The organism is Sphingobium herbicidovorans (genome assembly GCF_002080435.1).
GTDB lineage: Bacteria > Pseudomonadota > Alphaproteobacteria > Sphingomonadales > Sphingomonadaceae > Sphingobium > Sphingobium herbicidovorans.
This window is the reverse complement of the sequence record NZ_CP020538.1, coordinates 1162506-1187967: the sequence shown is the minus strand read 5'-3', so window position 1 is coordinate 1187967 and position 25462 is coordinate 1162506. Positions and strand designations below refer to the sequence as shown.

Genomic DNA, 25462 nt, shown 5'->3' with positions numbered 1-25462 from the left:
TGTAGCCAGCCTTATTTCAAGGCCGCAACCACTTGCTTGGCAGCGGACAGGCGCGTTACGACGCCAGTGCGGCGTCGATCAGGTCGCGGCCTTCCTTGCTGTGCCAGTCCAGAGCGCCGACCACGCGGGCGATTTCCTTGCCCTGCGCATCATAGAGGACGGTCGTTGGCAGCATGCCGGTGGCGTAATGAAAGCCGAACTGGTTTTCCGGGTCGATCCAGCCCTGGAGATTGGGCAGTTCATGCTTCTGGAAAAACGCCTTCACCACGCTTTCGCCCTGGCTGTCCTGCGAGATGGTGAGAACCGCAAGCCGCTTTGGCCCATAGGCCTTCGCCACAGCATCCAATGTCGGCATTTCCGCCACGCAGGGCGCGCACCAGGTCGCCCAGAGATTGACCAGCATCGGCTTGCCCGCAAAGTCCTTGAGCGTCGCATCCGCGCCGTCGGGGCCGGTAAAGGTGAAGTCGGGGGCGGGCGTCCCGGCCTTCGACCGGTCGATGGTGTAGCTGAACGCCCCTTCCTTGCCGCTTTCCGCCGGACCCCGTGCCTCGCCACTGACGGCCGGAGCCTCCTCGCTGCTATTTGCTTGACCTTGCCCCGGGGCCGGTGATTGCCTATCGCACGCGCCGAGGCCAGCCAGCAGGAGCAGTGTCATTACGCAGGGCAAGGAAGATCGCACGGGGGACGGCTCCAACAGCATGTGGGGCGGGCGCTTTGCAGCGGGCCCGGCTTCGGTCATGCGCGAGATAAATGCCTCTATCCCATTCGACAAGCGATTGTGGAAGCAGGACATCGCCGGGTCGAAGGCGCATGTCGCGATGCTGGCGAAACAGGGCATCGTCGAGGGCGAGGACGCGCAGGCGATCACCGAGGGGCTGAACCGGATCGCGGCGGAATATGAAGCCAATGGCGTGCCGGTGAACCTGGACCTGGAAGACATCCACATGGTCACGGAGTCGCGGCTGGCCGAATTGATCGGTCCGACGGCGGGACGGCTGCATACGGCGCGTTCGCGCAACGACCAGGTGGCGACCGATTTCCGCCTTTGGGTGCGCGATGCGATAGATGAGGTGCAGGCGGGGCTCGACCTGTTGCAGCAGGCGCTGCTTGCGCGGGCGGAGGAACATGCCGATGCGGTCATGCCCGGCTTCACCCACCTTCAATCCGCGCAGCCGGTGACGCTTGGCCATCACCTGATGGCCTATCGTGAGATGATCCGTCGCGACCGCAGCCGTTTTGCGGACGCGCGCGACCGGCTGAACGAATGCCCGCTGGGCGCGGCGGCGCTGGCCGGCACGGGTTTCCCCATCGACCGGCACGCGACGGCGGCGGCGCTGGGCTTTGCCAAGCCGACCGACAATAGCCTGGATAGCGTTTCCGACCGCGACTTCGCGCTCGACTATCTGATGGCCGCGACGCAGCTGGCTTTGCATCTGTCACGGCTGGCGGAGGAGTTCATCATCTGGGCAAGCCAGCCCTTCGGCTTCGTCAAACTGCCCGACGCCTATTCGACCGGCAGCTCGATCATGCCGCAGAAGCGCAATCCCGATGCCGCCGAACTGGTGCGCGGCCATGCCGGGCGTATCATGGGCTGCATGACGGCGCTGTGCGTCACGATGAAGGGCCTGCCGCTCGCCTATTCCAAGGACATGCAGGACGACAAGCCGCCGGTGTTCGAGGCGCATGACCTGATCGGCCTGTCCATCGCGGCGATGACCGGGATGATCGAGACGGTGACGTTCCGCACCGATCGCATGCGTGCGCTGGCGGAAAGCGGATTTGCGACGGCGACTGACCTGGCCGACTGGCTGGTGCGCGAAGCCGATGTGCCGTTCCGCGAGGCGCACCATATCACCGGGCGGGCGGTCGCAGCGGCGGAGAGCGCTGGCACGCCGCTCGCGGACCTGCCGATCGAGACGCTCAAGGCCATTGATCCGCGCATCGATGAGCGCATCTATGCGGTGCTGACGGTCGACGCTTCGGTCGCCAGCCGCAAGAGCCATGGCGGCACGGCGCCCGATCAGGTGCGGGCGCGGATCGCGCAGGCGCGGGAGGAAAAGGCATGAGGATCACGCTTGGCCGGGGACTGGCGCTGGGCGCAATCGCGCTCGCCCTGGCATCCTGCGGCGGCCGACAGCCGTTGAAGCCGGTCGAGGGCCAGAAAATGCCAGCGGTGCCCGTAGGCGCGGCCGCCGCGCCGACCGCGCAGCAGTTGATGACTCCCTCCATCCAGGCGCGGCCGGAGCGTAATGTCGAACTGCTCACCCAGTCGCAGGAGCGCCGGGATGATCCGTTCGACCTGCCACCCGAACGCCAGCCCCAATAAGACCCGCTAGGACAAACAACCCTTGGACCATTTCGACTATGTAAACGGCGTCATGCATGTGGAGCAGGTGCCGATGGCGGAGATCGCGCAGGCGGTCGGCACGCCTGTCTACATCTATTCGACCGCGACGCTGACCCGCCACGTCAACGTGTTTCGCGATGCTCTGGCGCAGCTGGACGATCCCCTGATCGCCTTTGCGGTCAAGGCCAACCCCAATGGCGCCGTGCTGGCGACGCTGGCGAAACTCGGCCTCGGCGCAGATGTGGTGTCGGGTGGCGAGCTCTTGCGCGCCATCGCGGCGGGCATTCCGGCAAGCCGCATCGTCTTTTCCGGGGTCGGCAAGACGGCCGAGGAAATGCGCCTGGCGCTGGAACACGGCATTTTCCAGTTCAATCTGGAGAGCGAGCCGGAGGCGGACATGCTGTCCGAAGTGGCTATGTCCATGGGCAAGACCGCTCCGGTCGCCTATCGCATCAATCCCGATGTCGATGCAGGCACGCATGCGAAGATTTCGACGGGGAAGTCGGAAAACAAGTTCGGCATTCCCTATGATCGGGCGCTGGAAAGCTATGCCGTGGCGCGCGACCTGCCGGGGCTGGATGTGCAGGGCGTCGCGGTTCACATCGGCAGCCAGTTGACTGACCTCACGCCGCTGGAAGCCGCCTTCACCAAGGTTGGCGCGCTGATCGAGCAGTTGCGCGCGGCGGGCCACAGCATCCGCACCGCCGATCTGGGCGGCGGTCTGGGCGTGCCTTATGATCCTTCGCTGCCGATCCCGCCGCTGCCCGCCGTCTATGGCGAGATGGTGACGCGGATCACGAAGGGTTGGAACGTCCGCCTGATGTTCGAACCGGGGCGGGTCATCGTCGGCAATGCGGGCGCGCTGCTGTCGCGCGTGGTGCGGGTGAAGCAGGGTGCGCAGGCCCCGTTCGTCATTGTCGATGCCGCGATGAACGACCTGATGCGGCCCAGCCTTTATGATGCCTGGCACGACATTCGCGCGGTCGTTCCGGTTGGCAGGCGGGAGACCGCCAATGTGGTTGGTCCGGTCTGCGAGACGGGCGACACCTTCGCGATGCACCGCGACATGGATGTGGTGCAGGCGGGCGACCTGGTCGCCTTCATGACTGCGGGCGCTTACGGCGCGACCATGGCGGGCACCTATAACAGTCGCCCGCTGACCCCCGAGGTGCTGGTTTCCGGCGACAAATGGGCGGTGGTCCGCGCGCGGCCGCCTATCGAGGCGTTGATCGAGGGGGATAGCATTCCCGATTGGGTCCGCGACTGATGCAGGGCCTGCCCGTCTTCCTGATATTGAAGGGCAGGCCGGTTATCCTGACGGGAGCCGGAGAGGCGGCGGAGGCCAAGCGCCGGCTGCTGGAGCGGGCAGGGGCCTGCATTGTCGGCGAGGATGGCGACGCGGCGCTCGCGATCGTCGCCGACGGCGATGAGGCGACGGTGGCCCGGCTGAAGGCGCGCGGCGTGCTGGTGAACGCCACGGATCGCCCCAACCTTTGCGATTTCACCTTGCCCGCGATCATAGACCGCGACCCGGTGCTGATCGCCATCGGCACCGGTGGAGCGTCGGCAGGCCTGGCCAAAGCGCTACGCCAGCGGATCGAGGCGCTGCTGCCGCAGAAGCTGGGCGCATTGGCCAGCGCGCTGCACGATGCGCGCGCCGCCATCAGAGCCCGCTGGCCCGATGCAGGCGCGCGCCGCCGGGCGATCGACGCGGGATTGGCGTCGGGCGGACCGATGGACCCCTTTCGCGATGACGCCGCCGATGCTGTGCCATTGTGGTTGACGGGGCAGGGCGATGCAGCTGCGTCCCGCCTTGTCCACATCCCCTTGTTGTCGGGCGACCCCGATGATCTGACGTTGCGCGCCGCGCGCCTGCTGGGGGAAGCTGACCGCGTTTATCACGCCGCCGATGTGCCCTCGGTCATCCTCGACCGAGCGCGCGCCGATGCGGTGCGCTTGCCTGCGGACGCGCCGCCTGTCGATCCGGGCGAGGGGCTTTCGCTTTGGCTGGAAATGCCGGAATGAGCCGCGTTATCGTCAGCGATCACGGCCAGGCGCGGGAGATTTCACTCGACGCCTTTTGCGCGGAGACCGATCACGCGGCGTTCAGCTGGATCCACGCCGACGGCTGGCGGGAAGACGCGCAGGCCGTCGTATCGCGCTGCGACCGTATGCCGGAGGCCGCGCTGTCCGCGCTGCTGGCGCAAGAAACGCGCCCGCGCTGCACATTGATGGCGCATGGCGCGCTTATAAACCTGCGGGGACTGGGGGCGCAGGACGATGCGGTCGGCGATCCGCTGGTCTCCATTCGCTTATGGGCGGAGCATGCGCGCGTCATTTCAGTGAGCTATCGGCCGCTCGCGGCGATCGAGCCGGTGATGCAACGGATGCTGGCGGGGACGATTCAGGATCCAGGCGACCTGATCGCCGCTTTCGCGCAGGAGATCACCGAAGCGCTCGACCCGGAAGTGGCGGAGCTTGGCGACACGCTGGACGAAATTGAAAGCTCGCTCAGCGACAGCGGCGCGGCGGAGGTACGGCGGGAAGCATCTAAAATCCGCGCGACGGCGATCAGTTACCGCCGCTTCATCTCGCCCCAGCGGCAGGCGCTCGAACGGCTGTCGGCAGCCGAAGCGCCATGGCTTCAGCCCGATGACCGCCTGCACCTTCAGGAGGCGGCGGACCGCTGCGCACGCATGGCCGAGGAACTGGAGGCGGTGCGCGAACGGTCGGCGCTGGCGCATGAAGAATTGACCGACCTGCGCGCCGAACAGATGAACCGGCAGGCGCTGATAATTTCCGTCGTGGCGCTGGTATTCCTGCCGCTGACCTTCCTGACCGGCCTGCTTGGCATGAATGTCGATGGTATTCCATTTGCCCATGAAGCCTGGGCATTCTGGGGGGTGGTGGGCGTCTGTGGCGTCATGGCGGCGGGGATAGCCGGGTGGTTCGCCGCAACGCACTGGCTGCGCTGACTTCAGCCGCGGGCGGCGCTCAATCGGACAATCTCATCATTCAGGGCCTGGATCGATGAAACCAGCCGCGCCCTGTCCGCCTGCAATAACTCAAGCGCGTCGCGCGTTTCGCCCAGTTCGACCGCGCGTCGGGCAATGCGGGCGTCCAGTTCGGCATTGTGCCGGGTCAGCGCGCCAATTTCGTCTGCCCGCTGGCAAAGATAGCGCAGCCGCGCGTCCAGCACATCGAAGTCCAATGGCTTTGCGACATGATCGTCGGTGCCGGCCTCCAGCGCTTCGATTGCGCTGATGCTGTCCTGCCTGCCGGTGATCATCACGAAGCTGGCCTGGTCTGCAAGCCCCGCCGCGCGGATCTTTTTCATCGTGGCGATGCCTGGCAGGATCGTCAGGCCCATGTCGATAAGGATGATATCGACCGGCCGGGAAAGAAGGCGGTTGAGCGCCACAAAACCGTTCTCCGCCAGCGCGACATCATAATGCAGGTGTGAAAGACGGCGGGCGATGACCGCGCGCGCGGTTTCATTCTCGTCGATCAGCAGCAGGCGGCGGCGTCGCGCCGGTCGGGCGCTCTCGATCCTGTCGTCGCCATCTTTGCGTTGAAGGGCATTGGCGTTGAAAAACTGCATGGCGCGCATCTCCTGGCACACCTTGATCTAGGATAGTCCCGCAAATAAATGGTTAATGCGAACTTGACGGCGCAGGCTTTCCCGCTTCGGGTGCATAGGCGCGCAGGAAGCAATCCACGGCGAATGCGACGTCTGCGTCGATCTGTTCAGGCTTGGGCGGGTTGGTACTCCCCCAGATCATCTGTTGATGACAGCCGGACAGGGTCAGGACGATGAGCATGCGAGCCGCCAATTGCGGATCGGCGCGCCGCAGCTGGCCTCGTTCCATGCTGCCTTCCAGAAAGCGCGCGAGCAGCTTGCGTGTATTCAAGGGCGCAAGTTCAAAGAAGATCGCGCCTATTTCCGGGAAGCGGTTTGCTTCCCCCGCAATCAGCCGGTGCAGCCTGATGGCTTCGACCGACGTGAGCCTGCGGATCAGATCATGGCCGAAGCGAACCAGCGTCGGCTCAAGCTCGCCGCGCGAATCAAGAAGCTGGAGCAGGTCAGCATGGTAGGTTTCCGTCGCATCGCGCAACACTGCGGCGAACAGTTCCTCCTTGCTGGGGAAATAGCTCCACAACGTCCCCTTTGACCCGCCCAGTTCCGCGGCGATCGAGGACATTGTCGTCGCAGCATAGCCCGATGCCAGGAATGACCGGCGCGCCACGGCGATGATCGCGTCGCGGCGATCCCGTCTTCTCAATTCGCGCCGCGACAACCGGGGCATGTCGATCTGGTCTGTCATAAAACCGTACCATATAGTACGATATTTATGTTGACAAGGCGTTGCAGCAGGCGCAGAGGCGGTTTTCATACCATATGGTACGGTTTTATGCCCTTGAGTCGCTTCGTTCATTTCCTGCGCATTGGCGCATCGGCCGCCGGGATGTTGGCCATGGCCGCTTGTGCGTCGATACCTGACCTTGGGTCGGCGCCGGAACCTCGCACCGCCCAAAGCATCGCCGCGTCCCAGACCTTGGGGCAAAGCGACGGCCTTTGGCCTGACGAGGGTTGGTGGAAAATCTATGGCGATGCGCAACTCGACCGCCTGATGGAGGAAGGGCTGGCCGGCTCGCCCGATATGGCTGCGGCGGCTGCCCGTTTCCGCCAGGCGTCGGCCGCCGCGCAGCAGGCTGGCGCTCCGCTCCTGCCCTCGATTGACGCCAACGCATCGGCGGTTGCGACCAGGCAAAGCTATAATATGGGCTTTCCCAAGGATTTCGTGCCGAAGGGATGGCTGGGCACCGGCCAGGCCACGCTCGACCTGAATTTCGACCTTGATCTGTGGGGCAGGAATCGCGCGGCCCTGGCCGCCGCCACATCCGAAGCCGAAGCAGCGCGTATCGACGCGCAGCGGGCGCGGCTGGTGCTCACCACCGGGGTTGCGGATGCCTATGCCGATCTGGCGCGCCTGTTCGACCAGCGGGCCATTCAGGAGCGGGCGCTCGACATCCGCAGCGCGAGCCAGAAGCTGGTGGCGCAGCGTCAGCGCAATGGCCTGGAAACGCGCGGCAGCGTACGGCAGGCCGACGCCACGGTCGCTTCCGCCCGCGCGGCGCTTGCCGGTATCGATCAATCCATCGCTATCCGACGCCATCAGATCGCGGCGCTGATCGGGGCCGGGCCTGATCGCGGGCTGGCCATCGCGCAGCCGCGCCTTGGCGCTCCCGCGCCGCTGGGCTTGCCTGCCGACGTCACCACCAACCTGGTGGCGCGCCGCCCCGACATTGCCGCTGCGCTGGCCCGGACCGAAGCCGCGGCCAAGCGGATCAAGGCCGCGCGCGCCGATTTCTTTCCGGCCGTCCGCCTGAGCGCGCTAATCGGCGTCCAATCGCTTGGCTATGACAGCTCCTTCACGGATCCTTCCGCTACCGGCGCGCGCTCCTTCCTCGATACGCTGTTCAGCAAGGATTCGCTGTTCGGCACGGTCGGCCCAGCGATCAGCTTGCCGATCTTTCATGGCGGGGAGCTTAGCGGTCGTTATCGCGGGGCGCGGGCGGTGTTTGACGAGGCGGTCGCCAATTATGACAAGACCGTGCTCGGCGCGTATCAGGAAGTCGCCGACGCCGTCACTGGCCGCCGCATTCTCGATCAGCGGCTGACAGAAGCGCGTGCTGCGCTGGCCGCGTCGGAAGAAGCCTATTCAATCGCACAGAAACGGTATCGGGGCGGCCTGTTCACCTATCTCGACGTCCTGAACGTCGAGGACCAGTTGCTCGCGGCACGCCAGTCCGTCGCGGAGCTGGAAGCCAGCGCTTTCACGCTGGACATCGCCCTCATTCGCGCGCTTGGCGGCGGCTTTGCCGCCAGCGGCGCTTCGCCCAAGGACTTTCCCAATGGCTGACGCAGTCCCCGAATTCACCGCCGACGCCAGCGGCGCGGACCGGAAGGAACGGATGATGGCACAGCGCAAGAAATGGCTGGTTCGCCTTGGCCTTGCCGTGTTCATCATCGGGGCGGTTTTTGCCCTTTGGTATATCCTCGTCGGCCGTAATCATGTCGGGACCGACAATGCCTATGTGAATGCAGAGATCGCTCAGGTCACGCCGCTCATTTCGGCGCAGGCAATCGAAGTGCGGGTGACGGACACGCAGGCGGTGAAGCGCGGCGACATATTGGTGCGGCTGGACCCGACCAATGCGCGCATCGCCCTGGCGCAGGCGGAAGCCGACCTTGCCGAGGCACGCCGTCGTTTCCGTCAGACCGCCGCCACCAGTACGTCGCTTGCCGCGCAGGTACAGGCCAGAGCCGCGGATATCGGCCAGGCCAACGCCCTGCTGGCGGCGGCCCAGGCCGATTTCGACAAGGCCCGCATCGACCTGCAGCGGCGCGAGGCGCTGGCGCCCGAAGGGGCGGTTTCGGGCGATGAAGTGACCAGCGCGCGCAAGGCGTTCGCCGCCGCACGGGCAGGGCTGGAGCAGGCGAGGGCCGGCGTGGCGATGGCGCAGGCGACGCGCGGCGCGGCCGAAGGGCAGCTTGCCGCCAATAATGCGCTGGTGCGCGGTTCGACGGAGGAAACCGACCCTGCCGTGCTGACGGCCAAGGCGAAGTTGGAAAATGCCCGGCTCGATCTTGAGCGAACCGTCATCCGGGCGCCGATCGATGGGGTGGTGACGCGCCGTCAGGTGCAGGTTGGTCAGCGCGTCGCGCAGGGTAGCCCGATCATGAGCATCGTCCCGTTGAGCCAGGTCTATGTCGATGCGAACTTCAAGGAAGGGCAGCTGCGCCGCGTGCGCATCGGCATGCCCGCGACGGTCGTGGCCGACATTTATGGCGGCGATGTAGTCTATCACGGCAAGGTCGTCGGATTTTCGGGCGGCACCGGATCGTCCATGGCGATAATCCCGGCGCAGAATGCGACGGGCAACTGGATCAAGGTCGTCCAGCGCCTGCCGGTGCGCATCGCGCTCGATCCCAGGGAACTGGCGGCGCATCCGCTGCGCGTTGGCCTGTCGACCGAGGTCGAAATCGACCTCGCGGCTGACTGAAGCCTCTTGCGGTGAAAGGCGCAGCCGAGAGCTTTACCCTGACCCCCCGGCAGCGCATGCTGGCCGGCCTGGTCCTGGCGTTGAGCAACTTCATGGTCGTGCTGGACCTGACGATCGCCAATGTGTCGGTTCCGCATATTGCCGGAGATCTGGGCATATCGGCCGATCAGGGGACATGGATCATCACCTCTTACGCGGTGGCGGAAGCGATCTGCGTGCCGCTGACCGGCTGGCTTGCGCTGCGTTTCGGGACGGTGCGCCTGTTCATCGGGGGCATGATCGGCTTTGGCATATTTTCGCTGCTTTGCGGTCTATCGACGACGCTTGGCATGATTGTCGCCTGCCGCATCGGGCAGGGGCTGTGCGGCGGGCCGCTGATGCCGATGTCGCAGGCCTTGATGATGCGCATCTTTCCGCCCGAACAGCGGGCAAAGGCGATGGGCCTGTGGGCCATGACGACGCTGGCGGGTCCGGCCATGGGACCGATCCTCGGGGGCTATATCAGCGACAATTGGAGCTGGCACTGGATCTTCTTCATCAACCTGCCGATCGCCGCCATGTGCGTTTTCGCGGCGATAGCGCTGCTGCGTCCGGTTGAAACCGAAAGGCAAAAGCTGCCCATCGACTATATCGGGCTGGGATTGCTGATATTCTGGATCGGCTGTCTTCAGATCATGCTCGACACAGGGCGTGACCACGACTGGTTCAACCACCCGATGATCGTGGCGCTTGCCGTCATGTCCGGCATCGGTTTCCTTGTCTTCATCATATGGGAACTGACGGACGAACATCCGATCGTCGATCTGCGCGTGTTCCGCCACATTGGCTTTACCTCCGGGGTGATCACCCTTTCCCTATGCTTTGGCGCCTATTTTGCGGGCATCGTCATCATTCCCCAATGGCTTCAAATGTCGATGGGCTACACCGCCTATTCGGCGGGTTTCGTTACCGCGTTCACCGCCATGACCGCGATCATCGCGGCGCCTTTCGCCGGACGCGCAGTCGGGAAGATCGATGTGCGAATTCTGATTTCGGGATCGGTCGTCTGGATGGGCTTCGTGACATTGTGGCGTTCGGGATGGGCCAGCACGGCCGATTTCTGGACGCTGTCGATGCCGCAAATCGCGCAGGGCTTTGCCATGCCCTTTTTCATGATCCCGCTGACCACGCTGACGCTTGCATCCGTGCCGCCGGAAGAGACCGCATCGGCAGCGGGGATGCAGAGTTTTCTGCGCACGCTGGCCGTCGCAATTTCCACTTCGCTGGTCCTGACCGGCTGGGGCAATGGCCAGCGCGTTGCGCGCAATGACATGGTGGCCGCCCTTGATCCGGGCGTGGGATCCTCGCTGGAAAGGGCCGGCATAACGGCCGCGCAAACGCCGGAGATGCTCGCCAATCTGGTTGATCAGCAAGCGACCGTCATGTCGATGAACCATGTATTCTTCATTGCGGCGCTGGTGTTGTTCCTGGCCGGGGCGATGGTCTGGCTCGCGCCCAAGCCGACCGGCCGGGTGGACACGTCCGCAGTGCATTAGTTTACGCCCTGGCCAAGGCGAACCTCGCGGCCGATGCCGATGGCGCGCAGGAAGGCTTGGTCGTGGCTGACCACGATCAGCGCGCCGTCATAGCCCAACAGCCCCTGTTCGATCGCGGCGACACTGTCCAGATCCAGATGGTTGGTCGGCTCGTCCAGCATCAGCAGAGGCGGCGCCGTAGCGCCTCCGAGTACGCAGGCGAGCCCGGCCCGCAGCAATTGTCCGCCGCTCAGATGTCCGGCCCGTTGCAATGCCAGGTCCGCCCTAAACCGAAAACGCGCCAGCGCCGCTCGCACCTCATTATGGCTGGCCTGCGGATGCAGCCGTGCGAAATTATCGGCGATGCTGGCGCGAGGATCGAGCAGTTCCACGCGCTGGTCGAGCAGAGCGCAGGCCGCGACCCGATCGACACGACCGGCAAGCGGGGGCAGCGTGCCCGCGATGACATGCAGCAGCGTCGATTTGCCAACGCCATTGGGGCCGGTAATGGCGACCCGCTCGGGTCCGGCGATGGTGAGTGACAGGTCGCGCAACACCGGGTTATCCGGGGCATGACCTGCCGTGACCTGGTCGAGCGTCACGATGCGGCGGCCCGGCTGCACGCCGGTTGGCGGCAATGCGACGGTCAGGCTTTCGACAAGTTCGATCCGTTCACGCGCCGCCTCGGCCGCTTGCACGGCATCGCGGCGGAGGCGGTCGGCAAGACGCGCCGCTTCGCCGCCGGAGCCCTCCGCCCGAATCTTTCGCATGCCGATCAGGATGCGCGGCATGTCGCCCTTTGCTCCCTTGCGCGCCCCGGCCGCATCGCGCCGCTGCTTGCGTTCGGCGGCAATCTGGGTGCGCTTGGCGATTTCTCCCATTTGCCGCTCGGCATGGGCGAGATCCTGCTCGGCAGCGGCCAGTTCGATGGCCTTGCGCGCTTGCCATGAAGAATAGTTGCCGCCGTGGCGGCTGATCCCCAGGCTGGTCAGTTCGGCGATTGCATCCATCTCCTCCAGCAGGGCGCGGTCATGACTGACGACGATGGCGCCCGCGCGCCAGCGCCGGAGCAGCGCCATGAGCGCCATGCGGCCCTCTGCGTCCAGATTGTTGGTGGGTTCGTCGAGCAGCAGGAAGTCGGGCTGGGCAAGGACCGTGCCGGCGAGCGCCGCCCGGGTCCGCTGCCCGCCCGACAACTGATCGAGACGCGTTTCCGGGGTAGCGGTCAAGCCGACCTCGGCAAGGGCTTCTTCGATCCGGGTGGGCAGCGTCCAGTCGCATGCCGCCAGCTCGTCCATGTCCGCCAAACCGCTTTCGGCCTTGGCAAGAAGCGCGATGGCGTTCCGGACGCCGAACAGGTCGGCGATCGTATCGTCGGCGCTGGGCTGCACCGTTTGGCGCAGCTCTGCCACCGTGCCGCCGGTCTGGATACTTCCGCCGCCCGCTTTCAGCCGACCGGCGATGAGCGCCAACAGCGTCGATTTGCCGACGCCGTTGCGCCCGACAAGGCCGATCCGCTCGGATGTGAAACGAAAATCGAGGTCTGAAAGGACGGCTGTGCCGTCAGGCGCAGACCAGCTGAGACGAGAGAGGATGATGGCAGGCATGGACAAAAAACTTCCTGAAAGCAGAGCGTTGGGGCTGTGCGATCAGCTGCATGTCCATGGTGATGATCCTCCGTACGTCCAAGTGTCGCTATATAGGAGGGGCCGGTTGCTGACAACCGGGCCGTCGGCCCCCGATTGACGCGGCGCAGCATCAAGGTCACTGAAGAGCCAAAAGGGCTGGGTCCAATGCGAATCGTCATCATTGATGACAGCGGCCTGCGCGCCACGGTTCTGGAAGATGGACTGCGCGAGGCAGGTTATGACGATATCCATATCGTTCCCCCGCGCGGCGGCTTCGTCGCGCGGCTTGAACGCATGGCGCCCGATGTCGTGCTGATGGACCTGGGCAGCCCCAGCCGCGACACGCTGGAGGAAATGCTTTCTGTCAGCCGTGCGCTGGCCCGGCCGATCGCAATGTTCGTCGATCAATCCGACGAATCGATGATCGGGGCGGCGATCGACGCGGGCGTATCCGCTTATGTTGTCGATGGCCTGCGCAAGGAGCGGGTGAAGCCGGTGCTGGAGCTGGCCGTGCGCCGGTTCAACGCCTTTGCGCGTCTCCAGAGCGAGCTTGATGATGCGCGCACCGCGCTGTCCGACCGCAAGATCATCGACCGCGCGAAGTCCATTCTGATGAGCCAGCGCGGCCTGACGGAACCGGACGCTTATGCATTATTGCGGTCGAGCGCGATGAATCAGGGGAAGAAGATCGTGGATGTCGCTCAGGCACTGATAACAGCCAGCGATTTGTTGGGAGGTGGCCTGTGACGACATCGCTGCGTATCGCCTATCTGCCGCTGACCGATTCCGCCGTGCTGGCGGTGGCGCGGGAAAAGGGCTTTGCCGAGGAAGAAGGCATTGCCCTCGACCTCGTCCGAACGGTCAGCTGGGCGACCTTGCGCGACCGGCTGATCTTCGGTCAGGTGCAGGCCGCGCACATGCTCGCCCCGCTCGCCATCGCGGTAACGCTGGGTTTGAGCCAGCAGCCAGCGCCCCTCGCCGCGCCCTACAAGCTTAACGTCAACGGCAATATGCTGGTGATGGCGCGGGAGTTCGCCCAGGCGCTTGAACCCGATATCGCGGCCCGGCTCGACGATCCGCTGGGCACCGCGCATGATTTCGCGACGGCCATCGGCCTTTGGAAGCGCAAGCCGGTGATCGGCGTCGTCCATCGCTTTTCCAGTCACGCCATCATGCTGCGTTACTGGTTGGCGAGCGCGGGCGTCGATCCCGACCGGGATGTGCTGTTGCGCGTCGTGCCGCCGTCATTGACGGTAGAGGCGATGCGGGCGGGAGAGATTGACGGCTTTATCGCAGGCGAGCCCTGGGGCAGCGCGGCAGTCGATGCGGGCCTTGCCGAAGCCGTGGCGATCGGCGAGCGCATCTGGCGGCGCGGGGTCGAAAAGGTGCTGGCGTTCCGCACGCCATGGCTGGAAGAAAATCCGCAGGCGGTCGATGCCCTGATCCGCGCACTGGTGCGTGCCGCCGCCTGGTGCGACGAACGGGAAAATCATGAGGCTTTGGCGCATCTGTTGTCCCAACGCCATTTCGTCGATCAGCCCGCGGACCTTGTCGCACGTGCATTATCGGGCCGCATCATTGCCCGAACCGGCATGCCGCCGCTCGATATGCCGGACTTCATGCTTTTTTCGCGGGAGGCCACGCCATTTCCCTGGCGCAGTCAGGCGCTCTGGCTCTATTCGCAGCTGGTCCGCTGGAAAATGGTCGAGCACACGCCCGAAAATGCCGCCAAGGCCGCATCGGTTTTCCGCCCTGACATTTTCCGCCGCGCACTGGCTGAGAGCAATGTGCCGATTCCGGGCGCCAGCATGAAGGTGGAAGGCGCGGTTGGCCAGCCTCTGGCCGTAGGCTCCAAACGTGGCGAGCTGACGCTTGGGCCTGATCGGTTTTTCGACGGCCGCGTGTTCGACCCCGAACGGTTCGATGATTTTCTGGCGAGTTTCCAGGACTAGTTTCGCAGAAATCAATATCGTGGAATGCGCATCCGTGGGGCCGCTGGCGAGATCGCTGACTGACGTGCGGCGGTTCCACCTGGCCACCGTCTTCGGGTTTACGCCCTAGTCTTTCGCATCCTTGCGGGTTCCCCGACCTCGTTCGTCTAGCTTGTCAGGGGCAGTTGTTCCCTGCCCCAACCAAGCACATCCCGACGAAGAGAGGCCTGGGTATCACGTCATGGTCGAATGCATTTTCCTAGCCGCTCCGCTGCTGCGTCCAAAGCCTCATGGCAGCAGGGAGGCGCGCTGATGCATGGCGAGCTCATCAACTGGCTGATCCCGTTGATCGCCATGCTGGGCGCGGGCCTGTTTGCCGGTTTTGCGGCAGGCATTTTCGGCATCGGCGGCGGCTTTGTCGTCGTGCCCGCGCTGTTCGTTGTCCTGCCGTTGCTGGGTGGCACGCATGAGGCAATCGCCCATGTGGCGATCGGCACATCGGCGGCCACGATTATCGTCACGTCGATCCGCTCACTGCTCGCTCATGCAAAGCGGGGCGCGGTGGAGTTTGAGGTGCTCAAGTCCTGGGCTCCCTGGATCATCTTGGGCGACGGGGTAGGGGTTTTGCTCGCGGGGCATGTGGACGGCAAGGTGCTGACCATGATCTTCGCGGTGGGCGTGTTCCTCATGTCGCTCAATTTCCTGCTGCCCAGGGTGGGCGGGAAGGTCATTAGCGAGGAAATGCCGTCGGGCATCGTCCGCGTCGGCATCGCCGGGGGACTGGGCACCTTTTCCGCGCTGCTCGGCATTGGCGGCGGCACGATCGCGATCATGGTGATGACGCTGTGCGGCCGTTCCATTCACCGCGCCATCGCCACGGCGTCGGGCATCGGCACGCTGATCGCCATCCCCAGCGCCATCGGCTTCGCGCTGATCGGGTTCAAGGAAACCGGCCTGCCATGGGGATCGCTCGGCTTCGTCAACATGCCCGCGACGCTGGCCATCGCGTCCATGTCGATCCTCACCGCACCGCTCGGCGTGGCGGCCGCGCACAGCCTGCCTGCCCATTTGCTCAAGCGCATCTTCGGCATCTATCTGGTGATCATCGCCTTCGTGATGTTCCGCAACGCGATCAGCATGTGACCGGCCTTTGTGGCCCCGACCGTCAATCGGCGTCGGGGTCGCGAAAGTTCAGCCGCCGCGTAACCGTATAATCCAGCACGCCCACCAGGAAATAGCTGATCCACTGCTTGATCAGCGTCAGCACGCCGCGCTGCGCCTTGTGGCTTTCCAGCGTCACCTGACGGCTCTCGCCCGCACGGCGGCTGATGAAGTCCCGCACCTCCTGCGCCAACGTCTTGTCTTCGATCCGCAGCATGATCTCCAGGTTCAGGAACAGGCTGCGCATGTCGAAATTCGCCGATCCGACAAAGACGGCGTCATCGATGACGATCAGCTTCATGTGCAGCTTGCAGGTCTGATATTCCCATATCTCCACCCCCCGCTTCAGCAGCGGGCCATAGAGCAGCCGCGCCGCCGCCACCGTCGCGCCATTGTCGGACCGGGACGGCAATATGATCCGCGCGCCCTGTCGCCGCGCGGCGCGGGCGATGCGTTTCAGCATGCCGCGTCCGGGGGAGAAATAGGCGGCGATCATGTCCACCCGGCTGGCATGCTCCAGGTCATGCTTCACCACCTGCGCCCAAGGGCTCAAGCGGCGCGTCGGTCCGCCGATCAGCCAGCGTATCGGATCGCCCGGATCATGATGCAGCGATGGATGCCAGTGCCGCACCATCCGCCGCAGCGTGCGGAAACTTTGCCGCCTGGTCGAAACCCAGCGCCACAATTGCCCGAACCAGTTGCTCATCGCCGCCACCTGAGGCCCATCGATGATCAGCCCCAGGTCCGCCCAGGCATCGTCCTGCGGCAGTCCGAAATAGGAATCCTCGACATTGAATCCGCCCAGCAACAGCCGCCGGTCGTCCGCGATCGTCATCTTCTGATGGTTGCGGATCAGGTAGCGGGTCGACCGTCGCGCGCCGAAGCGCCCGAAATGCCCGCCCGCCGCGATCAGCGGGTCGAAGAAAGCGACGGGCGTGTCGGCCGATCCGAACGCATCGATCATCAACGTGACCGCAACGCCGCGTCCGCGCGCCGCGACCAGCCGGTCGAGCACCATCCGCCCGCTCTCATCATCCGCAAAGATGTAATAATAGAGTTTCAGGCTCTCCCGTGCCCCGTCGATCAGGCCAATCAGCACGTCGCGCAGGGCGGGGCCGGATTGTATCACCTTCAGGCGATTCCCCCCGATCGACAGGCTGATCCCGGTCTCAGCACACTCTGCGGGGGACTGCCGGTTGGTCGCCATATCCCATTCATGCCTCTAATTGTCGCGTCGCGCCACGGCTTTATGGGCTTTTCGTTGACTCGTCGGGCAGCCGCTGTTAGGCGCGGTCCTCACGATTTTCATTCCGTTGTCAGGAGCGCCCGTTTGGCCCGCGTTACCGTCGAAGATTGCGTCGACAAGGTTACCAACCGCTTTGATCTCGTCCTGCTTGCGGCGCAGCGCGCCCGTGAGATTTCCGGCGGGGCTGAACTGACGCTGGACCGCGACCGCGATAAAAACCCCGTTGTCGCCTTGCGTGAGATCGCGGAAGAAACTGTTCTCCCGGCTGAATTGCACGATTCGCTTATCGGTTCGCTCCAGAAGGTGCAGATCGACGATGACGACACGCCTGACGAAATCGGTTCGATCGCCCAGTCGGCGGAGGCCCTGCGCCTCACCGCCGCGGCTCCGCCACGCAACCAGAATGTTGGCGGCGACTACGACGGCTGATCTCTGATATCGGTTTGGAGAGGGAATGAGGCCCGGCCTGCGCAAGCAGGACCGGGCCTCGCTAATTGTTCGGCAGCGCCGCGTGTAAGCATCCCCGTCGCCCAGCGACCCGAAGGGCGGCGAAGCCAGCGCGGGGGTCTCATGCCCTGGCCTGCGCCCTTACGGCTGACTCCAGCCCCTTTCAGTTCCCCAGGCAAAAATCCCGCAACGCGCGCGCGTCATGCAGCGCATTGTGCGGGATACGGCTGTTCGCCGCCGCGCTGAACCCGGCCGCGTTCACCAGTTGCAGCTGCAACCCGTTCATATCCACCATCTGCCCCGGCCCGGTCACCAGCAGCGCGCAGAAATGCGCCAGATCCTCTGGCCAGTCCGCCACGATCACGGGGTCAGGATCACCCGCCAGATAGTCGGCCAGGTGATGCGCCGCTTCCACCCGGCCCAATTCCATGTCGATCCCCGGCGGCACATGGCGCAGATAGGGGATCACGTTGCGCTGGACCCAGCCATGCGGCTCCTCCGCCAGTGGCAGCGACACGTAAAATTCGTCGTCGCCGAACTCCGGGACGAGCGCCACGCTGATCAGCGCGCCCGCAAATCCGTTGAATTCGGTGTCGAGGAAATAACGCATCGGGAAAAGAACTGCCTGCTTGAGAAGGGAAGGGGGACCGTTCGCCAGATAGGGGCGTCGCGCCGCCTGCGCCAGCCTTTGAAGATTTGCGTGCGCACAAGCAAGCTGCCATGCGGGGCCGACCAAGGAAGGACATGGCCGTGATACCGCGTGAATTGATCGACACCGCCCCCGTACCGGGCGGACAGGAACTGAAGCTCTACCGTCGCGGCGCCGACCATATGATCGTGCTCGACCGCAACGAGTTGATGAGCAGCCGCATGAGCGGTTCGGAAAAGGCGCTCGCCGTCATGACGCTGGAGCGGTTGAAAGGCTGCCCCGCGCCGCATATTCTGATCGGCGGCTATGGCATGGGCTTCACCCTGCGCGCTGCCTTGGCGGAACTGGTGCAGGGCGGGCGGATCACGCTGGTCGAACTGGTGCCCAAGATCATCGAATGGGCCCGCGGGCCGATGGCGGAGCTGGCCGCAGGCTGTCTGGACGATCCCCGCGTCACGCTGATCGAGGGCGATGTGGCAGCCGAAATCGCCGCCGCCAATGAAAGCTACGACGCGATCCTCCTCGACGTCGATAACGGCCCCGACGGCCTCACCGCACCCGCCAACGACCGGCTCTATTCAGCGAGCGGCCTTGCCACCGCGAAAGCGGCGCTGAAACCGGGCGGCATCCTTGCCATCTGGTCGGCCGGGTCCGACGATCCCTTCACCCGCCGCCTGCGCAACGCGGGCTTCGCGGTGGACGAAGTTGCGGTCAAGGCGCGCGACAATGGCAAGGGGCCTCGCCACGTCATCTGGTTCGCCCGGAAGCGGTGACCGGCCAGGGACGGCTGGTCCCCGTCACCCCACTTCGCACTCAGGCAAAGCCCAATCCACCGCGCCACGCCCCTTCGCCTCCAGAAAGGCGTTGGCCTGTGAAAAATGGCGGCATCCCAGAAAGCCGTTATGCGCCGACAGCGGCGAAGGATGGGCGGCCTTCAGCACCAGATGCCTGTCCTGATCGACGAACGCCGCCTTGCGCTGCGCATAGGCGCCCCATAGCAGGAACACGGCGGGGTCGGCCCGGCTGTTGACGACCCGGATGATCGCGTCGGTAAATTGCTCCCAGCCTCGCTTCTGGTGCGACGCCGCGCGGCCCATCTCGACCGTCAGCACGCTGTTCAGCAACAGCACGCCCTGCTGCGCCCAATGTTCCAGAAAGCCGTGGCGCGGCGGCGTCAGGCCCAGGTCGCTTTTCAGTTCCTTGTAGATGTTGACCAGCGATGGCGGCGTCCGCACGCCCGGCCGCACGCTGAAGCACAGGCCATGCGCCTGCCCCTCGCCATGATAGGGGTCCTGCCCCAGGATGACGACCCTGACCTGTTCCAGCGGCGTCAGGTCCAGCGCGCGAAAATACTCGCCGCCCTTGGGAAAGATGCGCTTTCCCGCCGCCTTCTCCTCCGCCAGAAACTGTTTCAGCGTCTGCATATATGGGCGGTCGAATTCCGGGCGCAGCGGCGCGCGCCAGCTTTCGTGAAGCTTGATCGTTTCTGTCATGCGCCCGGTGATGACCCGGTCGGCAGAGGCCTGTCAACCTGTGCAAACGGCCTTGCCCCACAGCCGCGAATCGGGGAAAGAAGGTTCATGCCGCGTCGTTTTTCCGTTGCCGCCCTTCTGGCGGGCTTTGGCTTGTTCCTCGCTCCACTGCCTGCCGCCGACGCCTTCGGGCCGAAGCCCGACATGGTGCAACAGACGGCGCAGTCACGGCTGCTCGGTGAATTTGCGCGCTTCGCAACGCTCAGCGACGGGACGGTCGGCATCGCCGTGCGCGACCTGCACAATGGCGAGACGCTGCAATATAATGGCGACACGCTTTTCCCCATGGCCAGCACCTACAAGGTGGCCGTGGCTGGCAAGATCCTCTCGCTCGCCGATGCGGGCACGCTGCGCCTCGATGAAAAGCTGCCGCGCCTCGGCACGCCGCTGTCCGTCAATACATTGCTCGACCTGATGCTCACGCGCAGTGATAATGAGGCGACCGATACGCTGGTCGCGCGGGCCGGTGGTCCGCAGGCGGTGCATGGCTGGCTCAAGTCGATCGGCATTCGCGGTCAGCGGGTGGACAGCAATACCGCCCAGCTTCTCGCCCGCGCCAAGGTCGATTTCGGGGCCGCAGGGGATGAAGCGGGATCCGTGCTGTCCTCGCGGCAGCGTGACGCGCGCGACCTGCCCAACATGGCCTTTGCCGCCGATCCTCGCGACACGTCCACGCCGCGCGCGATGAACGACCTGCTGTCCGCCATTCATCATGGCAAGGCGCTGAAAGGTCCCAGCGCCGCCATGCTGCTGGGCATCATGTCCCGCTGCAGGACGGGCAAGGCGCGCCTTGTCGGCATGCGTCCGCCCGGTACGCCGGTCGCGCACAAGACCGGGACGCTCAATGGTCTTGGCAACGACACCGGCATCATCACGCTGCCCGACGGCCGCAGGATCGCCATTTCGGTCTTTGTGATGAAGGATCATCGCGGCCATGCCGCCCGCGACCGCATCATGGCGGAAGTGGCGCGGGCGGCTTATGACTATTTCCTGTTCGCTCCCGATTTGCACACGGCCTGACGCATCTTTCTTAACCTGGATCGACCTATTCCCTAGAAGGGTCGATATGGAGGGGAGATAATGAGCGATTTTGCCGCTTTCCGCGAATTCTGGCCCTATTATCTTCAGGAACATGCGCGCCCCGCGACGCGGGCCTTGCACTATGCCGGGACCAGCACGGTCGTCATCCTGCTCGCGGCGCTACCCGTGACCGGCAAATGGTGGCTTCTTCCCACCCTTCCTATTGCTGGCTATGCTTTTGCGTGGATCGGTCATGGCCTGATTGAGCGAAACCGGCCCGCCACCTTCCGTCATCCGCTTTGGTCGCTTCGTGCGGATTTTCGCATGTGGTTCCGTTTTCTGACTGGCCGCATGGGCCGCGATCTGGCGCGGGCGGGCGTGCGGCGCGACGGATCGGTCGATCCCGACAAGCGGCGTTGCCTTTGATGCCGCCGGTCATCGCCATGGCTTGACCGCCCCGGCGGCTCTGCCACAAGGAGGGCGATGGCCCTCAACGCCCACTTTTCCCGCCTGCCCGACCCAGCCGATCTTGCGCCCCGCTGGCAGGCGCTGGAAGAGGCTTCGGATGCATCCTTCTTCCTGGGGTGGACCTGGACCGGCAGTTGGCTGGCCAGCTACGCCGTGCGGCCAGACCTGCTCACCGTCACGGATGACGCGGGAAGGGAGATCGCGCTGGCGCTGTTGGGCCATTCAATGCAGCCCCGCCTGCTTGGCCGCTGCGCGACGCTCTCGCTCAATCAATCGGGCGATCCCGTCGCCGACCGTCCCTTTGTCGAACATAACGGCCTGCTGGTTGCGCGCGGCAGGGAAGGGGACGCTGCCCAAGCCTTTCACACCGCGCTTCTGCGCCGCGCGGACTGGCGTGCGCTGCGGTTCAGCGGCATCGCGCCGGGATCGCCTTTGCTCGGCCTTTCGCTGCGCCGCGCCACCTGCCTTGACCGTTCGCCAGTCTATCAGGTCGATCTCGACGCCGTGCGCGCGGCGGGCGGCGATTATCTCTCGCTGCTCAGCGCCAACACCCGCAGCCAGATCCGCCGCGCGATCAAGGACCATGGCGGCCTGCCCCGCATTGCGACTGCCCAAAGCATGGCAGAAGCAGAAAGCTGGCTGGACGAGATGCGCGCCCTGAATGAAGGCCGTCATGCCGACAACGCCTGGGCCGATCCTGCCTTCCGTCATTTCCTCGCCATGCTTGCCGAGCGAGGCCGCACGACCGGTGAAGTGGAACTGCTCCGCTTCACCGATGAAGGCGGGGTTGTCGGCCTGCTCGTCAATTTCCTGTATCGCGGTCAGGCGATGAACTATCAGTCCGCCTTTGCCGCCCCCCGCACGGCGAAGGACAAGCCCGGCCTGCTCTGCCACGCCGCCGCCGTCGATCATTATGCCGGTCGCGGCGTCTCGCTCTATTCCCTGCTGGCGGGCAAGGACCGCTACAAGCAAAGCCTCGCCACGCGGGAAGAGGCGCTGGAATGGTGGCAGCTTGAACGCTTCAGTCCGCGTCTGGAGGGTGAAGCATTGCTCCGCCGGGTGCTTAAACGCCCAGCTTCCGCATGATCCGATAGGCCAGCCGCCGCACGCCCTGCCGCTCCGGCCGCGCGCCGATCCGACCCGTGGGCAATCTCCGCCGCCGCAGCAGCGCATTCAGCCCGTGCAGTTCGCTCTCCGCCACGCTCCGCTCCGACCGCCATGTCACCGACAGGCTGATCGACACGCCCGCGCCATTTTCCACGAAATGCGGCGCCTTGACCGGCACATGGATCGCATCGCCGGGCGCCAGCGTCACCGCCGTCCCGCGCGCGCGAAACGCTTCCTGCCACACAAGATTGCGATGCCCGCCTGCGTGGAACGCCTCGCTCTGTACGGCGGGCACCAATTCCTCGTCGCCAGCGGGAAAGACGGTCATCACCTTCTCACCCATGATCTGGAGCAGGATATTATGCTCCGGGTCCATGTGGAATGGCGTGATGCTGCGGGGCGAGGACAGGAAAATGAACGCCTCCCGGTTCAGCATCGGCCCGGTGCGCGCTTCGACCAGCGGCGCAATTTCGGCCAGCGCCGCGTCCAGCAGCGCGCCATAGGCCGCGTCCCGCTCGACATTCTTCAACACCGCCCAACTGCCGTTTGTCTCGATAGTGCGGATCGTGTCGCCCAGGCTCAACCCGTTGGATGGCGTATCCTCCGGCCGTACGCCCAGCGGCAGCGCGCCCAGATTATATTCGACCGACGCCGCAGGCATCCGTTCCGCCAGTCCGGCCAGCGCCTCGATCGCCAGCAGCGGGTGGCCGGTCAGCCCATGCGTCAGCCTGGCCGCCTCGTCTGGATATATCGCGGCAAAGCGCTGCCGTGCCTCTGGGGGAAAGACTTGCGCCGCAATCGGCGAATGCGCGGTCATGATTGTCCTTTCAGTCGGCTGGCGAGCGCCTCTGCGCCATTGGCGAGCGCAAAGGCCGCAGTGCGCCTCATCCGGTCCAGTCCCCGCCCGCGCAGCGCGATGCGGTACTGGACGATGGTCCGCCGCTCGGCCCAAAGGCTGTCGATCATCGGATGGTCAGCCGCCGCGCAGCTGTCCATCCACCCAATGTCCGGGTCCCCCTGCACCGCATGCAGGTTCGCCAGCTCGATCAGCACGCCGGGCGAAAAACGTCCCAATTCCTCGTCAAAGGCGATCTTGAAGGAAAAAGCGCCCTCGCCATGCCGGAAATTCGCCAGCATCGCGATCGGCCGACCGTCAAGGTCGATGCGCAGGAAATGCAGCCGCCCCGCGTCGAACGCCGCCGCGCAGGCCGCCCGGAAAAAGGCGGCGTCGCTGGGTGAACAGGCCATCGCCGTGCCCTCGCGCCCCTTCCATCCGGCCGCCTCCAGCGTCAGGAAATCGGCGCACCAATGGGGCAGCTCCGCCCGCTTCTCCAGTTGCCGCTGCTCGACCGCGCCCAGCTCCGCTAGCCGCTTTTGCAGCCGCCTGATCTCCTTGCGCTTCTTCGCGCGGACATGCGTTTCCCAATAGCTTTCGGCGTCCAGCGCAGACCGCAGCATCGCGCGGTCATGGCGATGCACCTCGCGCCGCCCGCGTCCCTGTTCGACGCACAGCGCCTCCAGCGCCGCTGCGTTCGCGCCCGCCGCGTCCAGCCCTTGCAAATACAAAAAACCCGGCGCCCAATGCGCGTCGTCCAGCTGCGCCAGCAATCCGCGCCACGCCGCGACCTCCTGCCCCCGCCGGATCAGCGGCGCGCCGAAAAAGCAGTGCGCGTGCATCCAGTTTTCCACGCTGGCGATCGGCAACCGGCCATGGCGCTGGCTGACCACCACCGGCAGCAGCCCGATCAGCTCGCCGCCCGCCTGCGCCTCGACCAGACGTACGCCGGGCGCGCTCGCCAGGTGGTCCAGCGCCGCGCACAGCATGTCCGGCGCATAAAAGGCGTTGGCCTCCGCCGCGTCCGCCGCCAGCGCCGTCCAGCGCGCGCGCTGCGCAGGGCCATAGATGCGGCTGCCGCTGGCCAGGGGATGGGATGCCATGTCCATGCCCCAGCGCATAAGCATCAATGATTAGGGAAAGACTAAACTCGCCTCATTTGGACAGGCGCGTGCCTCTTTCGGGGAAAGCCCTTTACATCGCGCGTCGGATTGTCTGTTTACAGAAAGCTAAGATCCCACCGCTGAAAGAGATTCCCATGCCGACCGACCATATATTGTCACGCGCGGCGGTGGACGCATGACCATCCTTGTCACAGGCGCGGCCGGGTTCATCGGCATGGCCGTCGCCGACCGGCTGCTCGCCGCGGGGCGGGCGGTGATCGGCATCGACAATATGAACGATTATTACCCGGTGTCGCTGAAACGGGACCGGGTCGCCGCCCTGCATGAACGCCATGGCAAGCTGTTCACCTTCGCGGAACTGGACTTCGCCGACATGGACGCGCTCAATGCCGCGCTATCCGGGCAGACGGTGGAGGCGATCGTCCACCTCGGCGCGCAGGCGGGCGTGCGCTATTCGCTCATCAACCCGCATGCCTATGTCCGCTCCAATCTGGCGGGCCATGTCAACATGCTCGAACTGGCGCGGGAGCGGCGGGTGCGGCATCTGGTCTATGCCTCCTCCTCATCCGTCTATGGCGGCAATGATGTGCTGCCGTTCCGGGTCGAGGACCGCGCAGATCATCCCGTTTCGCTCTACGCCGCCACAAAGCGTGCGGACGAGCTGATGAGCGAAACCTACGCCCATCTTTTCCGCATACCGATGACGGGCCTGCGCTTCTTCACGGTCTATGGTCCCTGGGGCCGTCCCGACATGGCGATGTGGATCTTTACGAAGAAGATCCTCGCCGGGGATCCGATCCCCGTGTTCAACCATGGCCGGATGCAGCGCGACTTCACCTATATCGACGATATCGTCAGCGGCGTGATCGGTTGCCTCGACCACGCGCCTGCCGATGACGGCGGGCTGAAGGCGGGGGGCAGCCGCTCGCCGCACCGGCTCTACAATATCGGCAACAATCGCCCCGAAGAGCTGATGCACCTGATTTCGGTTCTGGAACAGGCGATCGGGCGCAAGGCGGAAATCGATTTTCAGCCGATGCAGCCGGGCGACGTGCCCGCCACTTTCGCGGACATCAGCGCGATCGCCCGTGACGTCGGTTTTGCCCCCACGACGGGCATAGAAGTCGGCGTTCCGCGCTTCGTATCCTGGTATCGCGACTATCACGCAAGCTGAACCGTCAGGCAAATCCGCGCCACTACGCGCTGGTGTGCAATAGGTTCCCGATAGTCATGAATCAGCAATAATTTCCGTTTCCTGTGGCAATAAAGGCGCGCAAATTTTCATTCGCGTTTGCAAAATGAATTGCCAACCTTCTCGCAACAGGCCTATTTCCGTGGCCGGGGTCGGCTTGTAGCCGAGGGAGGTCGCTGAATCGATGATAATG

General features: G+C 64.9%; 26 protein-coding genes. 17 read left to right on the top strand and 9 right to left on the bottom strand.

Annotated elements, in window-relative coordinates; all coding sequences use genetic code 11:
* Positions 1-55: 55 nt before the first annotated feature.
* On the bottom strand, positions 56-655 hold the full coding sequence (locus tag B6S01_RS05730) for a TlpA family protein disulfide reductase (RefSeq protein WP_037464933.1): 600 nt from the start codon (positions 653-655) through the stop codon (positions 56-58).
* 43 nt (positions 656-698) lie between these two features.
* Here B6S01_RS05730 and argH point away from each other — a divergent pair, with 43 nt between their 5' ends.
* From argH to B6S01_RS05705, 5 genes are read left to right on the top strand one after another with little or no spacing between them, the layout of a single operon-like run.
* Positions 699-2066 carry an argininosuccinate lyase gene (argH, locus tag B6S01_RS05725; RefSeq protein WP_037464936.1) on the top strand — a complete coding sequence of 456 codons (1368 nt, stop codon included), beginning with the start codon at positions 699-701 and terminating at the stop codon, positions 2064-2066.
* Entirely contained in the window at positions 2063-2326 is a 264-nt protein-coding gene (locus tag B6S01_RS05720; protein WP_037464937.1) for a hypothetical protein, read from the top strand. The genes argH and B6S01_RS05720 overlap by 4 nt, the downstream gene beginning before the upstream one ends.
* Positions 2327-2348: 22 nt before the next feature.
* Positions 2349-3614, top strand: a complete 1266-nt coding sequence (gene lysA, locus B6S01_RS05715; protein WP_037464940.1) for a diaminopimelate decarboxylase — start codon at positions 2349-2351, stop codon at positions 3612-3614.
* The gene (locus B6S01_RS05710; protein ID WP_037464942.1) at positions 3614-4372 is read left to right on the top strand and encodes a precorrin-2 dehydrogenase/sirohydrochlorin ferrochelatase family protein; all 759 of its coding nucleotides are present in this window, start codon (positions 3614-3616) and stop codon (positions 4370-4372) included. Before lysA ends, B6S01_RS05710 begins: the two co-directional genes overlap by 1 nt.
* On the top strand, positions 4369-5322 hold the full coding sequence (locus B6S01_RS05705; RefSeq protein WP_037464944.1) for a zinc transporter ZntB: 954 nt from the start codon (positions 4369-4371) through the stop codon (positions 5320-5322). The genes B6S01_RS05710 and B6S01_RS05705 overlap by 4 nt, the downstream gene beginning before the upstream one ends.
* 2 nt (positions 5323-5324) lie before the next feature.
* Here the strand turns inward: B6S01_RS05705 and B6S01_RS05700 are convergent, their stop codons facing one another.
* Together B6S01_RS05700 and B6S01_RS05695 are read right to left on the bottom strand one after the other, a co-directional pair.
* Complete coding sequence (locus tag B6S01_RS05700; protein ID WP_037465240.1) at positions 5325-5948, bottom strand: response regulator; 624 nt, start codon at positions 5946-5948, stop codon at positions 5325-5327.
* Positions 5949-6000: 52 nt separating this feature from the next.
* Positions 6001-6672 (bottom strand): TetR/AcrR family transcriptional regulator, encoded by a 672-nt coding sequence (locus B6S01_RS05695; RefSeq protein WP_081570300.1) that lies wholly within the window; start codon positions 6670-6672, stop codon positions 6001-6003.
* 87 nt (positions 6673-6759) lie between these two features.
* Between B6S01_RS05695 and B6S01_RS05690 the strand changes: the two genes are divergently transcribed.
* From B6S01_RS05690 to B6S01_RS05680, 3 genes are read left to right on the top strand one after another with little or no spacing between them, the layout of a single operon-like run.
* Positions 6760-8271, top strand: a complete 1512-nt coding sequence (locus tag B6S01_RS05690) for an efflux transporter outer membrane subunit (RefSeq protein WP_037464947.1) — start codon at positions 6760-6762, stop codon at positions 8269-8271.
* Positions 8264-9415 carry an EmrA/EmrK family multidrug efflux transporter periplasmic adaptor subunit gene (locus B6S01_RS05685; RefSeq protein ID WP_037464948.1) on the top strand — a complete coding sequence of 384 codons (1152 nt, stop codon included), beginning with the start codon at positions 8264-8266 and terminating at the stop codon, positions 9413-9415. Before B6S01_RS05690 ends, B6S01_RS05685 begins: the two co-directional genes overlap by 8 nt.
* A gap of 56 nt (positions 9416-9471) precedes the next feature.
* Positions 9472-10950, top strand: coding sequence for a DHA2 family efflux MFS transporter permease subunit (locus B6S01_RS05680; protein ID WP_051908218.1), 1479 nt, complete (start codon positions 9472-9474; stop codon positions 10948-10950).
* Here B6S01_RS05680 and B6S01_RS05675 read toward each other — a convergent pair.
* Complete coding sequence (locus B6S01_RS05675) at positions 10947-12536, bottom strand: ABC-F family ATP-binding cassette domain-containing protein (protein ID WP_174525890.1); 1590 nt, start codon at positions 12534-12536, stop codon at positions 10947-10949. The two genes, B6S01_RS05680 and B6S01_RS05675, sit on opposite strands and share 4 nt — an antisense overlap.
* Positions 12537-12722: 186 nt before the next feature.
* On the opposite strand from B6S01_RS05675, the gene B6S01_RS05670 reads away from it, so the two are divergent.
* The 3 genes from B6S01_RS05670 (at position 12723) to B6S01_RS05660 (ending at position 15631) form a co-directional block, all read left to right on the top strand.
* The gene (locus tag B6S01_RS05670) at positions 12723-13304 is read left to right on the top strand and encodes an ANTAR domain-containing response regulator (protein ID WP_037464954.1); all 582 of its coding nucleotides are present in this window, start codon (positions 12723-12725) and stop codon (positions 13302-13304) included.
* Positions 13301-14509, top strand: coding sequence for a CmpA/NrtA family ABC transporter substrate-binding protein (locus B6S01_RS05665; RefSeq protein ID WP_037464956.1), 1209 nt, complete (start codon positions 13301-13303; stop codon positions 14507-14509). The genes B6S01_RS05670 and B6S01_RS05665 overlap by 4 nt, the downstream gene beginning before the upstream one ends.
* 291 nt (positions 14510-14800) lie before the next feature.
* On the top strand, positions 14801-15631 hold the full coding sequence (locus B6S01_RS05660; RefSeq protein WP_037465245.1) for a sulfite exporter TauE/SafE family protein: 831 nt from the start codon (positions 14801-14803) through the stop codon (positions 15629-15631).
* A gap of 22 nt (positions 15632-15653) precedes the next feature.
* On the opposite strand, the gene B6S01_RS05655 is transcribed toward B6S01_RS05660, so the two are convergent.
* On the bottom strand, positions 15654-16856 hold the full coding sequence (locus tag B6S01_RS05655) for a phospholipase D-like domain-containing protein (protein WP_037464959.1): 1203 nt from the start codon (positions 16854-16856) through the stop codon (positions 15654-15656).
* Between the two features lie 123 nt (positions 16857-16979).
* Here B6S01_RS05655 and rpoZ point away from each other — a divergent pair, with 123 nt between their 5' ends.
* The gene (gene rpoZ, locus B6S01_RS05650) at positions 16980-17324 is read left to right on the top strand and encodes a DNA-directed RNA polymerase subunit omega (protein WP_037464961.1); all 345 of its coding nucleotides are present in this window, start codon (positions 16980-16982) and stop codon (positions 17322-17324) included.
* 181 nt (positions 17325-17505) lie between these two features.
* Here the strand turns inward: rpoZ and B6S01_RS05645 are convergent, their stop codons facing one another.
* On the bottom strand, positions 17506-17952 hold the full coding sequence (locus B6S01_RS05645) for a hypothetical protein (RefSeq protein WP_037464963.1): 447 nt from the start codon (positions 17950-17952) through the stop codon (positions 17506-17508).
* A 140-nt stretch (positions 17953-18092) separates the two neighbouring features.
* On the opposite strand from B6S01_RS05645, the gene B6S01_RS05640 reads away from it, so the two are divergent.
* Positions 18093-18764, top strand: coding sequence for a spermidine synthase (locus tag B6S01_RS05640; RefSeq protein WP_169802837.1), 672 nt, complete (start codon positions 18093-18095; stop codon positions 18762-18764).
* A gap of 24 nt (positions 18765-18788) precedes the next feature.
* Here B6S01_RS05640 and ung read toward each other — a convergent pair whose 3' ends face one another.
* Positions 18789-19484, bottom strand: a complete 696-nt coding sequence (gene ung / locus B6S01_RS05635) for a uracil-DNA glycosylase (protein WP_037464968.1) — start codon at positions 19482-19484, stop codon at positions 18789-18791.
* Between the two features lie 87 nt (positions 19485-19571).
* Here ung and B6S01_RS05630 point away from each other — a divergent pair, with 87 nt between their 5' ends.
* From B6S01_RS05630 to B6S01_RS05620, 3 genes are read left to right on the top strand one after another with little or no spacing between them, the layout of a single operon-like run.
* A complete protein-coding gene (locus tag B6S01_RS05630) occupies positions 19572-20543 on the top strand; it encodes a serine hydrolase (RefSeq protein ID WP_037464970.1) in 972 nt (323 codons plus the stop codon).
* Between the two features lie 60 nt (positions 20544-20603).
* Complete coding sequence (locus B6S01_RS05625) at positions 20604-20969, top strand: DUF962 domain-containing protein (RefSeq protein WP_037464973.1); 366 nt, start codon at positions 20604-20606, stop codon at positions 20967-20969.
* Between the two features lie 57 nt (positions 20970-21026).
* Positions 21027-22097: a GNAT family N-acetyltransferase gene (locus B6S01_RS05620; RefSeq protein WP_037464975.1), complete on the top strand. Its 1071-nt coding sequence runs from the start codon at positions 21027-21029 to the stop codon at positions 22095-22097.
* On the opposite strand, the gene B6S01_RS05615 is transcribed toward B6S01_RS05620, so the two are convergent.
* On the bottom strand, positions 22075-22935 hold the full coding sequence (locus B6S01_RS05615) for a cupin-like domain-containing protein (RefSeq protein ID WP_037464977.1): 861 nt from the start codon (positions 22933-22935) through the stop codon (positions 22075-22077). The two genes, B6S01_RS05620 and B6S01_RS05615, sit on opposite strands and share 23 nt — an antisense overlap.
* Positions 22932-24062, bottom strand: a complete 1131-nt coding sequence (locus B6S01_RS05610) for a GNAT family N-acetyltransferase (RefSeq protein WP_037465247.1) — start codon at positions 24060-24062, stop codon at positions 22932-22934. Before B6S01_RS05610 ends, B6S01_RS05615 begins: the two co-directional genes overlap by 4 nt.
* Positions 24063-24252: 190 nt before the next feature.
* Between B6S01_RS05610 and B6S01_RS05605 the strand changes: the two genes are divergently transcribed.
* Positions 24253-25251: an NAD-dependent epimerase/dehydratase family protein gene (locus B6S01_RS05605; protein WP_037464981.1), complete on the top strand. Its 999-nt coding sequence runs from the start codon at positions 24253-24255 to the stop codon at positions 25249-25251.
* Positions 25252-25462 lie beyond the last annotated feature (211 nt).

Bases quoted from the DNA above. Each gene is read 5' to 3' on its own strand.
- B6S01_RS05730 (WP_037464933.1), bottom strand. From the start codon at position 655: ATGACACTGCTCCTGCTGGCTGGCCTCGGCGCGTGCGATAGGCAATCA.
- argH (WP_037464936.1), top strand. From the start codon at position 699: ATGTGGGGCGGGCGCTTTGCAGCGGGCCCGGCTTCGGTCATGCGCGAG.
- B6S01_RS05720 (WP_037464937.1), top strand. From the start codon at position 2,063: ATGAGGATCACGCTTGGCCGGGGACTGGCGCTGGGCGCAATCGCGCTC.
- B6S01_RS05710 (WP_037464942.1), top strand. From the start codon at position 3,614: ATGCAGGGCCTGCCCGTCTTCCTGATATTGAAGGGCAGGCCGGTTATC.
- B6S01_RS05705 (WP_037464944.1), top strand. From the start codon at position 4,369: ATGAGCCGCGTTATCGTCAGCGATCACGGCCAGGCGCGGGAGATTTCA.
- B6S01_RS05700 (WP_037465240.1), bottom strand. From the start codon at position 5,948: ATGCAGTTTTTCAACGCCAATGCCCTTCAACGCAAAGATGGCGACGAC.
- B6S01_RS05695 (WP_081570300.1), bottom strand. From the start codon at position 6,672: ATGACAGACCAGATCGACATGCCCCGGTTGTCGCGGCGCGAATTGAGA.
- B6S01_RS05690 (WP_037464947.1), top strand. From the start codon at position 6,760: ATGCCCTTGAGTCGCTTCGTTCATTTCCTGCGCATTGGCGCATCGGCC.
- B6S01_RS05685 (WP_037464948.1), top strand. From the start codon at position 8,264: ATGGCTGACGCAGTCCCCGAATTCACCGCCGACGCCAGCGGCGCGGAC.
- B6S01_RS05680 (WP_051908218.1), top strand. From the start codon at position 9,472: ATGCTGGCCGGCCTGGTCCTGGCGTTGAGCAACTTCATGGTCGTGCTG.
- B6S01_RS05675 (WP_174525890.1), bottom strand. From the start codon at position 12,536: ATGCCTGCCATCATCCTCTCTCGTCTCAGCTGGTCTGCGCCTGACGGC.
- B6S01_RS05670 (WP_037464954.1), top strand. From the start codon at position 12,723: ATGCGAATCGTCATCATTGATGACAGCGGCCTGCGCGCCACGGTTCTG.
- B6S01_RS05660 (WP_037465245.1), top strand. From the start codon at position 14,801: ATGCATGGCGAGCTCATCAACTGGCTGATCCCGTTGATCGCCATGCTG.
- B6S01_RS05655 (WP_037464959.1), bottom strand. From the start codon at position 16,856: ATGGCGACCAACCGGCAGTCCCCCGCAGAGTGTGCTGAGACCGGGATC.
- B6S01_RS05645 (WP_037464963.1), bottom strand. From the start codon at position 17,952: ATGCGTTATTTCCTCGACACCGAATTCAACGGATTTGCGGGCGCGCTG.
- ung (WP_037464968.1), bottom strand. From the start codon at position 19,484: ATGACAGAAACGATCAAGCTTCACGAAAGCTGGCGCGCGCCGCTGCGC.
- B6S01_RS05630 (WP_037464970.1), top strand. From the start codon at position 19,572: ATGCCGCGTCGTTTTTCCGTTGCCGCCCTTCTGGCGGGCTTTGGCTTG.
- B6S01_RS05625 (WP_037464973.1), top strand. From the start codon at position 20,604: ATGAGCGATTTTGCCGCTTTCCGCGAATTCTGGCCCTATTATCTTCAG.
- B6S01_RS05620 (WP_037464975.1), top strand. From the start codon at position 21,027: ATGGCCCTCAACGCCCACTTTTCCCGCCTGCCCGACCCAGCCGATCTT.
- B6S01_RS05615 (WP_037464977.1), bottom strand. From the start codon at position 22,935: ATGACCGCGCATTCGCCGATTGCGGCGCAAGTCTTTCCCCCAGAGGCA.
- B6S01_RS05610 (WP_037465247.1), bottom strand. From the start codon at position 24,062: ATGGACATGGCATCCCATCCCCTGGCCAGCGGCAGCCGCATCTATGGC.
- B6S01_RS05605 (WP_037464981.1), top strand. From the start codon at position 24,253: ATGACCATCCTTGTCACAGGCGCGGCCGGGTTCATCGGCATGGCCGTC.